This window comes from Chromatium okenii, from assembly GCF_016583745.1.
Classification (GTDB): Bacteria; Pseudomonadota; Gammaproteobacteria; order Chromatiales; family Chromatiaceae; genus Chromatium; species Chromatium okenii.
Window position 1 is genome coordinate 35,013 of sequence record NZ_NRRQ01000003.1, and the last position, 12,135, is coordinate 47,147.

The following is a 12,135-nucleotide window of genomic DNA, read 5'->3' on the forward strand; positions in this document are numbered from 1 at the left end:
TAAGCGTTCCCCGCCCGCCGACGTTGAAACGCCACTAGAATCAGCGGATAACTGGTAACGCGGTCATTTGCGCAACTGCTGCGGGCATCGTTTCCGAACCTTGCAGCCAATTGAACGACGGGCTGCTGAACAACAGAATGTGAATGACAAAAGCAAGAGCAAACAACGAGCCGCCTGTGCCCATGATAATGAGCTTGGGGCTATATTGTTGCCACAGTTTCCAAGTGTATTGTTGCATTGACTGCGACTCCTATATCACACCGAACATGCCAATCAGGAATTAGTCATCTCAGTGCAGGTTCAGAATGGAGTAATCAGATAAATCTTGGGGCGTATACAGTACGCCCCAAGAGATTTCCACTGGGGCTATAACTTAGCTGATCCAGTTAAATGCGGGGCTGCTGAGTAGAATGAAATGAATCAACAGTGCCAGCACAAACAGAAAACCAAATAATGCAACGAGGGTTCTGCGTGGGTCGAAAATCTGCCAAACTTTATGCATGTGTATTCTCCAGTCTTGATATGGGTGGGCATTGTCAGTGAACAATTACCCGGTCGTCACAAACACTACATCAAAAACCGCTACTAAAAACCAATGAATTTCTCAAAGGTTTGTATTACGCCGTCCCTACCATGACCTTAAAACGGATTACAAGGCCTTGACTCTTGAGTAAGGAATAACGTCCAGCCGTAGCGTGTCTGGACGGTGCGAAAAAAAGCACCGGAAACAACTTAATCGAAACGCTCAAGTTGTGTCAAATCGCTATAACCATGAACATTTTTTTAGAACAGCGAACAGTTCAATCAACAGTTATGCGCCATTAACCATTACAGCCACGGACGCCACAACCATACGAGAATATGTGCAAACACCACAATCCCCGTAAACGCAACGAAACTAGACACAAAGATCGCATGAAATTCCCTTGCTTCGTCTTCTGTAAGTCCAGACATCGAGCGGTTCTCACTAACCATTATCATGGTGCCTCACTACTTTTGATGTCATCTCCCAAAGTATCAAATTGCTTTGATACTTTGAGAAGCATCCTTGCATAACGTCACACCGATCAGGCTACAGATTTTGCGCAGTCGGTGCGAGTGCTTCAACCGGTGCAGCCTCAACTGGTGCTTCTGGAGCAACTGCTGCGGGTTGTTCAACCTTCGCAGGAGCAATCAGCACCGGATAATCCTTCAACATCTTCGCTGCATACAGCGGCTTATATGCGCCCTGATGGCAGGTCATACAACTGACTTTGAAGGGATCGCCATAAGGTCCTTTACGCGATGCTGGGAGCACATCGTTTAATGGCCAAATGTAGTTCTGGTTCATATCCCGCACATGACGAATTGCATACCAAGCAGTAGTGCGTTTCGGTGTGCTTTGTTGCCAATTGGAGAATGCCCGCGTGTTATGACAGAAGGTGCAATTCACACCCAACGCATCAGACATCTGCATCATCAACGCATACGTCCATTCAGCTTGCTTAATAGACGTTTTATTGCCACTTGGCAGCGCCGTCTTGCCAATCACGCGAATTTCATTCGCTTGATCAAGAAAAGGCGTAAATGGATCGTAAGGCAGTGAAGAATACGCAGCCGTAGAAGCAACCGTATTCTGTCCGCTTGGTTTCACGCCAGAAGGATGATTTGGACCTGGATCTGTCACCCAAACATACTTCGGAACGGGATTACCACGATGGCAGGTGTAACAGGTAATACCCGTATCTGCGACGTGTGTTTTCCAATTCGCATTGGTTTGCCGCACCATTTCAAACATCCGCCGCGATACAACCTTGGTATAGATGTCATCAGATGCAAAGTTGCCCGGAACGTGGCAATAATTACAGCCTTCTTTCGGTGCAACCCATAAGGTCGCTGCTACCATGATGCGAGTGAAATCAGCAACACTCAATTCCTTCAATACCTGCACGTTTTGATAAACGGCGGATACGTTAGGACCACCCGGTGCTGCAGCTGCAAGCGCTTCTGGAGGCAGATTAGCTTTCATACTTTCAGCTAACAAACGCGGATTGTAATTCTGCTCCATTGCCAATCCACGATAACCACCCTGTACAACTTCTGGTGGTGGACGCTCGCAGCCTAACAAGAGTACGGAAGCGACCACTGCAACCAATGGAATGGATGCGTGTTTTCCAATATTCATTGCGCGACCCCCTGCTGGATCATGTAAGCATCCTGCGGCATCGTGTACGGATCCTGCACGAGCACATCAATTGGATAACTTGGTGCAACTCCATGCTTCACAGCCCAGAGATACCAGTTGTCAACGACGGTACCAGTCAAAAGAATCCCAATTCCTGCAGTGATGACGGTCAATACGGCAAACCACCAACTCCAACGGTGAATGGATTCCATTGACGCATTGAAGCCCATCGTCCAGCGCCAAAATAATGCTGCGCGTTCTGCTGCGGTTCCACGATCAGTAATCTGATCGATTTCCCGATCACCACCAAAGCGGCTTACTGCCAAGATGGTCGCGCCGTGCATTGCAAATAACAATGCTGATCCATACAAAAACGCAATAGACAACATGTGGAACGGGTTGTAATACAGATTTCCATAACGAATGGAGAATGCTGCCGTCCAATCTAAATGCGGGAAAATGCCAAAGGGAACTGCTTCTGCCCAACTTCCCATCATTACCGGGCGAATAAAACCCAAGCTCAGATAGAAGAAAATGGCGGCAGCAAATGCCCAAGACAAATGTTGACTCATTCCTAATGCTGCGGCGCGTTTATAAGTACGAACCCACCATAAGATAATGGATGCGGTCAAAAAGACTCCCGCCATAATCCACCATCCACCTTCTGATAATGGCGGAATACTCAAGCCATAAGAAGGCGCTGGCGGCTCAAGCGCCAACCAAAACAAGTTCTTTACCAGTTCGATTGGACTCCAATCAACTGATGCCAGCATGTTTAAACCAATGATCTCTAAAGCGATGAAGCCAAAGATCAATGATAAAGTGCCAGTGAAACCCAGATACAGCGGACCGATTTGCGCGTCGCCGATCTTACCAGCCCAATAGGAAAACAGCGGCTTACCAAGGCGCGGCAGGCTGCCTTTCGGCAATGGCACACCAGGATAAGCTGGTGAGCGAACCTGCACACTATTAAAAATATTCTGATATTCAGGCATTGTCGTCTCCTAGTTCCTACCAGAGCGGAAGCTCAAGCCACCAGTTCCACCATTCCGGCCATCCTCGCGTCCAGAAAGGTCCACTAATGACGATACAAACCGCGCTCCAGAACACGGCACTAAGTGCCAGGAACAAACCCAAGCGGTGAATGGCGAGCGCACCAATGGAATAACCCACGATGTCACGGAAAAAAGTATTTTCATGCTCACTCGTCTTCACTACTTCACCTTCTTGCGGATTGGTCACTGACAGAATCAATGAACCGTGCATCGACAATGCTAAAGCATTGGTGAAAAAGAAGGTGATCGCCAGCATGTGCGCTGGGTTGTAATGGAAGTGTAGGAACTGATAGCCCACATTAGAAACCCAATCAAGATGACTGAGAATTCCGTATGGGAAACCATGTCCCCAGCCGCCGAGTAAAATCGGACGTACGACAACAAGAACCAAATAAGCGCCAATTGCAAAGGAGAATGCAAACGGAATATGGAAACCAATTCCTAATTTGCGACAAATTTCAACTTCGCGCAGCGCCCAGGAAACAAACGCACCAATTGCGCAGATTGTAATGATCTGCCACAACCCACCTTCAGCCATCGGTGCCATTCCTAACCCATAACTCAGGTCTGGTGGCGCAATGCTAATTTGCCAAAGATTAAAGGTTTGCAGTTCCGCATTAGGACCGAGGGTGGCGCCCCAAGCCATTAGGAGCGTTCCTAGCAACGCAAAGAAAAACCCTGATACTCCGAAGAAGCCGACGTAAAACGGCCCCACCCAGAAGTCGAACAGGTCTCCTCCTATCAACGTCCCGCCACGGACGCGGTACTTTTTCTCAAAACTGAGCATGGCCATTATAAAACCCTCTGCTGGGGAGACAGCCTGGCCGGACATCTCCTCTTAGCACTACTGGCGGTAGACGAGGCGTGCCATGAAACAATGCCTCACCTGCCGCCCCCGTCAAGGACACGATTTAGCGTTGTGGTACAGCTGGTGTCGTTTGCTGTACGGAAGCAGCCGGAACGCCGTCTTCGAGCCAATTGAAATCAGTGGTGCTTAACAGGATCATGTGAATGGCAAGTGCCAATACAACCAAGAAAACAAACACTGCGATCAGTACGCGGCGGGGGTCGATTAACAACCAAATTTTCCACATATCAGGTGACATCATTGGTTTTCTCCACAATTCAAGTTATTAGGAATAAATAGTCGGCAACAACTTTTAGTGAATGCTTAATTCAGTTGTTGCAGCGGGCATCATCCGCAATTACAGCCAAGGACGCCACATCCAAGCCAGGATATGCGCGAATACAACGATTCCAAAGAAAGCAGACATGCTTTGCATAAAAAAGCCATGGAATTCTTGAGCTTCTTGTTCGGTCAATCCGGTTAAGCTGTTGTTAGCCATTGAAAATCCTCCAAAATCTCAACAAAGAATAGAGATATAATCGTTGAATGATGCCGCACATCGTGTGGCAGTGGCGCCGTGAATCGACTCGCTACGGCTGGGAATCCACCCGCTGAAAACGGGTTTAAATCTCGTCAAGTGATTGCTTGAACAGGAATCACGAAATCAGCGTTGGGTCTTCCAACAGCGGCTATCGACACGATCACAGGCCGAAATCTGCTGCAAGAAACGCCCGTCTAACTTGCCTGACGAGGTGACTAGATTCAGGTGTCAGTCTAGCTTGACTGACACAGATGTCAATCTACATTTACACCTGATTTTTACAGGCTGCGCTGCGTGGCAAAAACTCGCGCTGCCGTGACCAGTTCCTCGCCAGCCGTCCGCGCCGCCCGCTCTGTCGCATCACGCAACTGTTTGGCAGCCGAAATCCGCACCACCACCGGCTGACTGTCCACAATCTCATCAAACGCCGCCCGCGCCGCTTCATCCCAAGGCAATTCGCGGTGCATTCGCGCCGGCGTCGCCTCAACTTTATCAAGCTCCGTGCCGAGCGGAATGATGTGAAAAAGCGCGTCAAATAAAGCGTTACACACCTCTTGAATGAGATAAGTCGCGCCCGCGTAACCCATAAATGGAGTGCCGGTATGCCGCCGAATCACGGTGCCCGGAAACGACGCCGGAATATAAGTTGCGCGTGCGCCCATTTCGGCGAGATACATCCGCTCGTTATAACTACCGAATACGATCAACGGCGTTTTATCCCGAATGGTTTGGCGAATCAGATCGTTATCTGGCTTAACGCCCGCCTGCCGCGTAAATGCAAAATGACACGGCAAACCCATTTCATCTTCTAAAAAATGCCGCAGTCCCCGACTATAAGTTTCAGTCGCCGCCACGCCAAAACTCGCTGTACCAAAAAAATCCTGCGTTACCGACCGCCATAAATCCCAAATCGGTTTGATCGTCGTGTGTTTTTCCTGCGCGATAAATGGCTCCGGGTCTAAATTCAATAACTCACCCAAAGCGCGTAAAAACTTCGTCGTGCTATGCAATCCAATTGGCGCTTGTAAAAACGGACGCTCCAGCGCCTCGCACAATGAACGCCCAAATTCACGGTATAAACACACATTCACTTCCGCATCCGCCAGCTTGGGCACGTCGGCGAGCTGACAGCCGAGCGGAAAAATCAAATTCACCTCCGCGCCGATGCCCTCCACCAGCCGCCGTATTTCCGCCACATCCGACGGCGCATTAAAGGTGCCGTATATCGACCCAATCAAATTGACTCGCGGCCGTCCCGTCGCCGCTCGCGGCTGGCGCTTGAGTGCCGCCCCTTTTTTGCTGCCAAACTGCGTCCACAGCCACATCAAAGCGCGATTGGCGCTTTGCCATTGATCTTCGTCGATGGTTCGCGGCAAAAAGCGCAGAATGTTGGTGCCCTCCGGCGTCACGCCGCCGCCGATCATCTCCGCGATGGAACCCGTCACCACCACCGCCGGGCGCGTCGGATCAAGGGTTTGATACGCTCGCCGCATCGCCTGTTCAGTGCCGCGCTGCCCGAGTTCCTCCTCGCCCAGCCCGGTCACCACCACCGGCAACTCGTGCGGCGGCAGCCCGTCGGTGTAATGCAGCACCGCCGTCACCGGCAAATTTTCACACCCCACCGGACCATCAATAATGACTTGCAGCCCCTTGATTGCCGTAAACACATACACCGCTCCCCAATAACCACCAGCGCGATCAAGATCATTGATTAACATAAATAAAACACACCTCATTGTAATGGCAATTCGCAGCACACTCGCCGCATTTAATCGACAACCGTTGTCGGGTTAAACTAACATAAACGCTTTATTGTTTCACTCAGCACTTTTGCGCAACTAGGAGCATTCCCAATGGCGTTTAGTTCATTGCTCACTCAGCAACAACCGCACCACAACTGGCGCTGGTTAATTCTGATTTTTGCCGTGTTATTCAGCGGCTGCGAACGACCAGACCCCATCATTGAAATTGATGGCCCCACGATGGGCACCTATTATTCCGTCAAAGTAGCGCGACCACCGCAAGGCATGACCGCTGCAAGTTTAAAGCAAGGTGTAGAAAAGATATTAGCCCAAGTCATTGCTGAAATATCCACCTATGATAAAACTTCAGAATTATCACGTCTCAATCAAAATGCGAGCACTGATTGGATTCCCGTATCCGCAAACGTCTATCAACTCATTGCCGAAGGACAGCGATTAGCGGCACTCACGAATGGCACCTATGATATTACCATCGGGCCATTAGTGAATTTATGGGGCTTTGGCCCAGAAGCACGGCGCGATACACCACCATCACAGGATGACATTCAAGCAGCGCAAGCACGCGTTGGGTGGAAAAAATTAGAATTGCAAGCGCAACCACCCGCCGTGCGCAAAGCGCAAGCCGATTTATATCTTGATTTATCTTCACTCGGTGAAGGCTACGGCGGCGATCAAATTGCTGCATGGTTAAAAACGCAAGGTGTGACCGATTATTTAGTCGCCATTGCGGGCGCAATTCGCACTGCGGGAGTGAATGCTAAACGACAACCTTGGGCAATTGCAATTGAAGAACCATTGATTGAACATCGCACCATGCACCGCGTGATTCCCATTTCTAATCGCGCCGTTGCCACTTCAGGCGATTACCGCAATTTTTTTGAACGCGACGGCAAACGCTATTCACATGAAATCGACCCCCGCACGGGTACACCAGTGACACGCAATCTCGGCTCTGTCACTGTTGTTGGTGAAGTGGGAATAACAGTGGATGGATTAGCAACTGCGTTAATGGTATTAGGTGATGAACGCGGTTTAGAACTCGCCAAAGCGCAAAATGTTGCTGCCTATTTTATTATCCGCGATGGTGAAGAATTACGCGGAATTGCCACACCCGCTTTTCAACAACTCTTTGATCACGCTGAGGATTAAATGCCATGTTTGAAGCGACCAAAGTTGGACGTTCCGTTAGCAAAGAAGATTACCGCGAACAGCAAGAAGTATTGCGCACTGAATTATTGAGTGCTCAACGCGATTTGAAAGCAGCCAATGTGCCGGTGATTATTTTAATTTCTGGCGTGGAAGCTGCTGGCAAGGGTGAAGTCGTCAATCGTTTGAATGAATGGCTGGATGCGCGAGGTGTACAAACCTTTGCTTTTTGGGAAGAATCTGATGAGGAACGCGACCGCCCGCGTTATTGGCGCTTTTGGCGTTCATTGCCAGCACGAGGTGATTTTTCAATTCTCTTTGGTGGCTGGTATCAAACGCCAATTGAATATCGCTTTAAGGGCTATTGTTCTGATGCGGAACTTGACGGCGAACTCAATCGCATTGTCGATTTTGAGCGGATGCTAATTCAAGACGGCGCATTGATTCTCAAGTTTTGGTTTCATTTGTCCGAGAGCGATCAAAAATCGCGCTTAAAAGAATTATCCCGTGATGATAAAAGTCGCTGGAAAATGCTGCCGGATAAAAGCAAGTTTGCCGAGCATTATGCAGCATTTGAACACGTCGCCGAGCGGGTCATCTTACATACTGATCGCGGCAGTTCGCCTTGGTATTTAATTGAAGCAGCCGACCGACGCTATCGTGATTTGACAGTTGGCAAAACGCTATTGCACGCAATTCGTTTACGCTTGGCAGAAACCACTGCTGCGACTGATGATGCGCCGCCAGTTATGCGTCCAGAATTGCCCAGCAGTGCCAGTGCGCAGATTACTCTGCTCGATCAATTAGATTTGTCGCGGGCAATTGCGCGGGATGATTACAAGCAAGAATTGAAGCATTTGCAGAATGAGATTAACGAATTGGCGTGGTTGGCGTATAACCAAAAACGGTCAACGGTATTGATGTTTGAAGGCGTTGATGCTGGCGGTAAAGGCGGCGCTATTCGGCGCATTACCAGCAGCGTTGATGCGCGGTTATATCGCGCAATTCCCGTTGCTGCGCCCACCGATGAAGAAAAAGCGCATCATTATTTATGGCGCTTTTGGCGACATATTCCCCGCGCTGGTTTAATGACGTTGTATGATCGTTCATGGTATGGGCGCGTTTTAGTCGAGCGCGTTGAAGGCTTCGCAACAGATGCGGAATGGCGGCGGGCGTATGCGGAAATCAATCAGTTTGAAGAGCAATTGGTGGATCGCGGTATCATTCTATTAAAATTCTGGCTGCATATCAGTCAAGATGAACAATTGCAGCGGTTCAAAGATCGGGAAAATGTGCCGTATAAACGCTATAAAATTACCGCTGATGATTGGCGCAATCGGGAAAAATGGCCGCTGTATAAAGAGGCGGTGAATGAGATGGTGGCGCGTACCAGTACCAAATATGCAACATGGACGCTGGTGGAAGGGAATGATAAACCGTATGCGCGAATTAAAGTCTTGCGCACGATTTGCGAGTCATTGCGGCTGGCATTAAAAACCGATCTCGCGCCCGTTTCCGGTTATGTCCCGTGCGGAGATAAACGGATGAATACGGCACCAAATCCCCTTGACATCATTTAATCAATTTCGCGTTGAGTGGCAATGTTAAAACTACTGTTTATCAGTGCGTGTTTGTGGTTTGGTGTGATTGCCGTGCGGCATTATTGGTGGACGCTATTGGATATAGAAACGCCAGCTCCATCGGCATTATTACGGCATTTCGCTGCGGGTTTGTTAATTGTAATGGTGACGGTAACGGCTATTCAGTGGTCATGGCAATGGTGGCGTGACCGTGAATTGGTGACGGTGCAGGTGGTGAATGCGAATACCGGTCTGGTGACGGTGTATCAGGCGCGGCACGGGAGTGTCGAAGGGCGGCAATTTCGTACCGTTGACGGGCGCGAGATTCGCATGGCGGATGTGGAGCGAATGATTATTTTGCCCGCTAAAACAACAGATTAACGCGCTGCGCTGTTAAAAATGGATGCCGAAACCGCCGCCGATCCGCCCGCCGCCGCCGTAAATGCCGATGCTGATAAATGGCCATAACAAAATGGGATGCGCCATATCAGCGGCGGCTGGCGCGTCCGGCCACACGCGGACGACGGCTTCATCAAGCGTGGGAATGGCGTCAGCGGTTGGCAACAGGCGTCCGGTCGCGGTGAGGTGTTGCCCAGCAAGCGGGGTGACGTGATGACGATGGCGCACCAGAAACTGGCCAACCGCAGGCTTGTGAACTGCCGGATGTCCGCAGCGATCCAGCGGATAAGCGGTGACTTCGGAGACGATGGCGGCATCTTCGCTGCTGCTGGCGACCACCACGCCGCCCCAACTCACCACCGTTTCAGCAGTTTGTCGGCTGGCAACCGCCGGAGTGAGCGCCGGATCGCCAACGGGTTTGACGCACAGTTGACGCGCCGCGCAGCCGCTCACCACGCTACTTGTGAGCGCCAGCGCCAGCAGTTGCGCCGCCGTCATCTCCGGCTACCGCGCTTGCCGATAACTGTCCATTTCCTCCAGCGCGAGATGACGCGCCTCATCTTCCAGCATCACCGGAATGTCATCGCGGATCGGATAGGCGAGCTGCGCGGCCAACGAAATCAATTCGCCCCGAGCGGCATCAAAAATGAGCGGAGCCTTGGTCACGGGGCAGACGAGGATGTCGAGCAGTTTTTTATCGAACATGAATAAACCCTTATTTTTGTTGTGAAAATGAACTTGCAGTTATAACGGACGTTCCGCTTCGGGTGGCGCATCTGGCGGACTGAACCAATTGAGCTTGTCGCGCAGCGTGACCACCTCGCCCACGATGACCAACGTCGGTGGCTGCGGCGGGTCTGCCATCACCACCTCCAAAATGGTCGCCAACGTGCCGGTGTAAACCCGTTGCAGGTGCGTCGTACCCTGTTGAATCAGCGCCAGCGGCATCGTCGGCGCGACACCATGCGCCAGCAACTGTTCCACAATCACCGGCAGCCCGACTAAACCCATATAAAACACCACCGTTTGATTGGGTTGCGCCAGCGCCGCCCAGTTGAGATTGATGGTGCCATCTTTGAGATGCCCTGTGACGAAGGTCACGGACTGCGCATAATCGCGGTGCGTCAACGGAATGCCCGCATACGCCGCGCAGCCGGACGCGGCAGTGATGCCGGGGATGACTTGAAACGGCACGCCTTCCGCCGCCAGCGTGTCGATTTCCTCGCCACCGCGCCCAAAGATAAACGGATCGCCACCTTTGAGCCGCAACACGCGATGTCCTTCTTTGGCGAGATCAGCCAGCAGCCGATTGATGTCTTCTTGTCGCATCGCGTGATGATTGCGCTCTTTGCCGACATAAATCCGCCGCGCATCGCGCCGCGTCATCTGCAAAATCGGCTCGGCAACCAGCCGGTCATACACCACCACATCCGCCTGCTGCATCAAACGCAGCGCCCGAAACGTCATCAAATCAGGATCGCCGGGACCGGCACCGACCAGATAAACCTCGCCCATATCGTGTTCCAGCGCATCGGGTGCCAATTCGCGCTCAATCACCGCCTCCGCTTCGGTGAATTGTCCAGCCAGAATCCGCTCGGCGACTGCGCCCTGCAACACCCGATCCCAAAAGCGGCGGCGGTCGCGCTGGGCGCTGAAGCGGGCTTTGACCCGTTCCCGATAACTGCCCGCCAGCGTCGCTAACCGCCCGTAACCAGCGGGAATCAGCGATTCCAAGCGGGTGCGCAGCATCCGCGCCAACACTGGTGAAGCGCGTCCGCTGGAGACGGCAATCATCACCGGAGCGCGGTCGATAATCGACGGCAGCAAAAAGGTGCAGGCGTCGGGATCGTCCACCACGTTGACGGGAATGTTGTGCGCCCGGGCGAGCGCAGCGATCTGCCGATTAACGGTGAGATCATTGGTGGCGGCGATAATCAGGCGCTGACCGTTGACATCCTCGGCTTGAAACGCCCGCGCCTGATGCTGCAACTGCCCGCTCGCAGCCTGCGCAGTCAAGGTGTCATTTAACGTCGGTGCCACCAGCGTCAGTGCTGCGCCCGCTCGCAACAGGCTGGTGGCTTTACGCGCCGCAGTCGCGCCGCCGCCGACGATCAAACAAGGCTGTGCCTCAAGATCAAGAAAGATGGGAAGAAAATCCATTGCGCATTTCCGCTGTAAAGACTGATGACTGACGATGATGGGGGCGGGGGCGGCGAGTGCCGAGTGAAGTTATGAGATTCGTTGAGTTATCACGAGAAAGTCCTTAATATGCTTAATTATTTAACGATTGAGTAGAATTGCAATTGTGATTAACGAGATTGACTCTGAGACTTTGCAAGCACGGATTGCGGCAGGTGAGCCGCTGTTATTAGTGGACATTCGCACGCCCAATGAACGGCTACAGGGCGCAATTCCACACGCGCTGCCGATGCCAATGCACACCATCCCGCTGCGCCTCAGCGAATTGCCTACCGATCAAGATGTGGTGCTCTACTGTCACAGCGGAGCGCGGTCTTATCAAGCCACTGCTTATCTGGTGCAACACGGTTTGGAGCGCGTCATCAATCTGCGCGGCGGCATCATCGCGTGGGCGCGGCACGGCTTTCCGCTCGAAATTCCCACCACTTAACGCCGCAGCAA

The 12,135-nt window shown here is 51.7% G+C and carries 16 protein-coding genes; 4 read left to right on the forward strand and 12 right to left on the reverse strand.

What is annotated here, in order from left to right; genetic code table 11:
* Nucleotides 1-40 precede the first annotated feature (40 nt).
* The 9 genes from pufA (CKO12_RS01675) to bchZ form a co-directional block, all read right to left on the reverse strand.
* Nucleotides 41-238: a light-harvesting antenna LH1, alpha subunit gene (pufA, locus tag CKO12_RS01675; protein WP_200152995.1), complete on the reverse strand. Its 198-nt coding sequence runs from the start codon at nt 236-238 to the stop codon at nt 41-43.
* Nucleotides 239-373: 135 nt separating this feature from the next.
* Complete coding sequence (pufA, locus tag CKO12_RS01680) at nt 374-502, reverse strand: light-harvesting antenna LH1, alpha subunit (RefSeq protein WP_200152996.1); 129 nt, start codon at nt 500-502, stop codon at nt 374-376.
* Nucleotides 503-828: 326 nt separating this feature from the next.
* Nucleotides 829-975: a light-harvesting antenna LH1, beta subunit gene (gene pufB, locus CKO12_RS01685; protein WP_200153080.1), complete on the reverse strand. Its 147-nt coding sequence runs from the start codon at nt 973-975 to the stop codon at nt 829-831.
* Between the two features lie 97 nt (nt 976-1,072).
* Nucleotides 1,073-2,164 carry a photosynthetic reaction center cytochrome PufC gene (gene pufC, locus CKO12_RS01690; protein ID WP_200152997.1) on the reverse strand — a complete coding sequence of 364 codons (1,092 nt, stop codon included), beginning with the start codon at nt 2,162-2,164 and terminating at the stop codon, nt 1,073-1,075.
* The gene (gene pufM / locus CKO12_RS01695; RefSeq protein ID WP_200152998.1) at nt 2,161-3,159 is read right to left on the reverse strand and encodes a photosynthetic reaction center subunit M; all 999 of its coding nucleotides are present in this window, start codon (nt 3,157-3,159) and stop codon (nt 2,161-2,163) included. The genes pufC and pufM overlap by 4 nt, the downstream gene beginning before the upstream one ends.
* 16 nt (nt 3,160-3,175) lie before the next feature.
* Nucleotides 3,176-4,012: a photosynthetic reaction center subunit L gene (gene pufL, locus CKO12_RS01700; RefSeq protein ID WP_200152999.1), complete on the reverse strand. Its 837-nt coding sequence runs from the start codon at nt 4,010-4,012 to the stop codon at nt 3,176-3,178.
* Between the two features lie 118 nt (nt 4,013-4,130).
* The gene (gene pufA, locus CKO12_RS01705; RefSeq protein WP_200153000.1) at nt 4,131-4,328 is read right to left on the reverse strand and encodes a light-harvesting antenna LH1, alpha subunit; all 198 of its coding nucleotides are present in this window, start codon (nt 4,326-4,328) and stop codon (nt 4,131-4,133) included.
* A 96-nt stretch (nt 4,329-4,424) separates the two neighbouring features.
* Nucleotides 4,425-4,565: a light-harvesting antenna LH1, beta subunit gene (gene pufB / locus CKO12_RS01710; RefSeq protein ID WP_200153001.1), complete on the reverse strand. Its 141-nt coding sequence runs from the start codon at nt 4,563-4,565 to the stop codon at nt 4,425-4,427.
* 320 nt (nt 4,566-4,885) lie between these two features.
* Nucleotides 4,886-6,325, reverse strand: a complete 1,440-nt coding sequence (gene bchZ, locus CKO12_RS01715) for a chlorophyllide a reductase subunit Z (protein ID WP_200153002.1) — start codon at nt 6,323-6,325, stop codon at nt 4,886-4,888.
* 135 nt (nt 6,326-6,460) lie between these two features.
* On the opposite strand from bchZ, the gene CKO12_RS01720 reads away from it, so the two are divergent.
* The 3 genes from CKO12_RS01720 to CKO12_RS01730 are packed head-to-tail and all read left to right on the forward strand — an operon-like array spanning nt 6,461 to nt 9,477.
* Nucleotides 6,461-7,519: an FAD:protein FMN transferase gene (locus tag CKO12_RS01720; RefSeq protein ID WP_200153003.1), complete on the forward strand. Its 1,059-nt coding sequence runs from the start codon at nt 6,461-6,463 to the stop codon at nt 7,517-7,519.
* Nucleotides 7,520-7,524: 5 nt separating this feature from the next.
* A complete protein-coding gene (gene pap / locus CKO12_RS01725) occupies nt 7,525-9,096 on the forward strand; it encodes a polyphosphate:AMP phosphotransferase (protein ID WP_200153004.1) in 1,572 nt (523 codons plus the stop codon).
* Between the two features lie 21 nt (nt 9,097-9,117).
* Nucleotides 9,118-9,477: a hypothetical protein gene (locus tag CKO12_RS01730; protein ID WP_200153005.1), complete on the forward strand. Its 360-nt coding sequence runs from the start codon at nt 9,118-9,120 to the stop codon at nt 9,475-9,477.
* A 12-nt stretch (nt 9,478-9,489) separates the two neighbouring features.
* Here CKO12_RS01730 and CKO12_RS01735 read toward each other — a convergent pair whose 3' ends face one another.
* The 3 genes from CKO12_RS01735 to cysG are packed head-to-tail and all read right to left on the reverse strand — an operon-like array spanning nt 9,490 to nt 11,655.
* Nucleotides 9,490-9,993 (reverse strand): Slp family lipoprotein, encoded by a 504-nt coding sequence (locus CKO12_RS01735; RefSeq protein ID WP_200153006.1) that lies wholly within the window; start codon nt 9,991-9,993, stop codon nt 9,490-9,492.
* A 6-nt stretch (nt 9,994-9,999) separates the two neighbouring features.
* Nucleotides 10,000-10,200 carry a Trm112 family protein gene (locus CKO12_RS01740; RefSeq protein ID WP_200153007.1) on the reverse strand — a complete coding sequence of 67 codons (201 nt, stop codon included), beginning with the start codon at nt 10,198-10,200 and terminating at the stop codon, nt 10,000-10,002.
* Between the two features lie 39 nt (nt 10,201-10,239).
* Nucleotides 10,240-11,655 (reverse strand): siroheme synthase CysG, encoded by a 1,416-nt coding sequence (gene cysG / locus CKO12_RS01745; protein WP_200153008.1) that lies wholly within the window; start codon nt 11,653-11,655, stop codon nt 10,240-10,242.
* A gap of 145 nt (nt 11,656-11,800) precedes the next feature.
* On the opposite strand from cysG, the gene CKO12_RS01750 reads away from it, so the two are divergent.
* The gene (locus CKO12_RS01750; protein WP_200153009.1) at nt 11,801-12,124 is read left to right on the forward strand and encodes a rhodanese-like domain-containing protein; all 324 of its coding nucleotides are present in this window, start codon (nt 11,801-11,803) and stop codon (nt 12,122-12,124) included.
* Nucleotides 12,125-12,135: the final 11 nt, after the last annotated feature.

Excerpts from the sequence above, each read along its gene's own strand:
- pufA (WP_200152995.1), bottom strand. The coding sequence starts at position 238 with ATGCAACAATACACTTGGAAACTGTGGCAACAATATAGCCCCAAGCTC.
- pufA (WP_200152996.1), bottom strand. The coding sequence starts at position 502 with ATGCATAAAGTTTGGCAGATTTTCGACCCACGCAGAACCCTCGTTGCA.
- pufB (WP_200153080.1), bottom strand. The coding sequence starts at position 975 with ATGGTTAGTGAGAACCGCTCGATGTCTGGACTTACAGAAGACGAAGCA.
- pufC (WP_200152997.1), bottom strand. The coding sequence starts at position 2,164 with ATGAATATTGGAAAACACGCATCCATTCCATTGGTTGCAGTGGTCGCT.
- pufM (WP_200152998.1), bottom strand. The coding sequence starts at position 3,159 with ATGCCTGAATATCAGAATATTTTTAATAGTGTGCAGGTTCGCTCACCA.
- pufL (WP_200152999.1), bottom strand. The coding sequence starts at position 4,012 with ATGGCCATGCTCAGTTTTGAGAAAAAGTACCGCGTCCGTGGCGGGACG.
- pufA (WP_200153000.1), bottom strand. The coding sequence starts at position 4,328 with ATGATGTCACCTGATATGTGGAAAATTTGGTTGTTAATCGACCCCCGC.
- pufB (WP_200153001.1), bottom strand. The coding sequence starts at position 4,565 with ATGGCTAACAACAGCTTAACCGGATTGACCGAACAAGAAGCTCAAGAA.
- bchZ (WP_200153002.1), bottom strand. The coding sequence starts at position 6,325 with ATGTTAATCAATGATCTTGATCGCGCTGGTGGTTATTGGGGAGCGGTG.
- CKO12_RS01720 (WP_200153003.1), top strand. The coding sequence starts at position 6,461 with ATGGCGTTTAGTTCATTGCTCACTCAGCAACAACCGCACCACAACTGG.
- pap (WP_200153004.1), top strand. The coding sequence starts at position 7,525 with ATGTTTGAAGCGACCAAAGTTGGACGTTCCGTTAGCAAAGAAGATTAC.
- CKO12_RS01730 (WP_200153005.1), top strand. The coding sequence starts at position 9,118 with ATGTTAAAACTACTGTTTATCAGTGCGTGTTTGTGGTTTGGTGTGATT.
- CKO12_RS01735 (WP_200153006.1), bottom strand. The coding sequence starts at position 9,993 with ATGACGGCGGCGCAACTGCTGGCGCTGGCGCTCACAAGTAGCGTGGTG.
- CKO12_RS01740 (WP_200153007.1), bottom strand. The coding sequence starts at position 10,200 with ATGTTCGATAAAAAACTGCTCGACATCCTCGTCTGCCCCGTGACCAAG.
- cysG (WP_200153008.1), bottom strand. The coding sequence starts at position 11,655 with ATGGATTTTCTTCCCATCTTTCTTGATCTTGAGGCACAGCCTTGTTTG.